General features: G+C 73.0%; 1 pseudogene. It reads right to left on the bottom strand.

The features are described 5' to 3' along the window. A pseudogene (locus tag ACLZOT_RS51355) lies at nucleotides 1-315 on the bottom strand (glycosyl hydrolase); the annotation flags it as partial.

Raw genomic sequence — 315 nt, 5'->3', positions numbered from 1 at the left:
CGAGCCAGATCTCGTCGCCCGCGCCGCCGCCCTCGATCCCGCCCCAGGCCATGCCGTTGCGCTGGTCGACATGCAGGCTGACGGCGCGGCCGAAGATGGTGGTCGAGGGGACCGGGGTGTCGTCGCCGGACGCGGTGGCGGGGTCGGCGCCGTCACAGGATGTTCCGTCGCAGACTCGCGGGTACACCCAGTCGGTGCAGTTGACCGCGCCGGCGTCGCCGCAGGCCCGGATCCAGCCGCGCCGGTGACCGACCGGGTCGGAGACGTTGTACATGAGCGTCCGCGTGCCGGTCCATGTGTCGGGGATGCTCGCCC

The sequence above is a fragment of the Streptomyces sp. 4F14 genome (assembly GCF_048159485.1).
Classification (GTDB): Bacteria; Actinomycetota; Actinomycetes; order Streptomycetales; family Streptomycetaceae; genus Streptomyces.
This window is presented reverse-complemented; position numbering and strand designations above follow the sequence as displayed.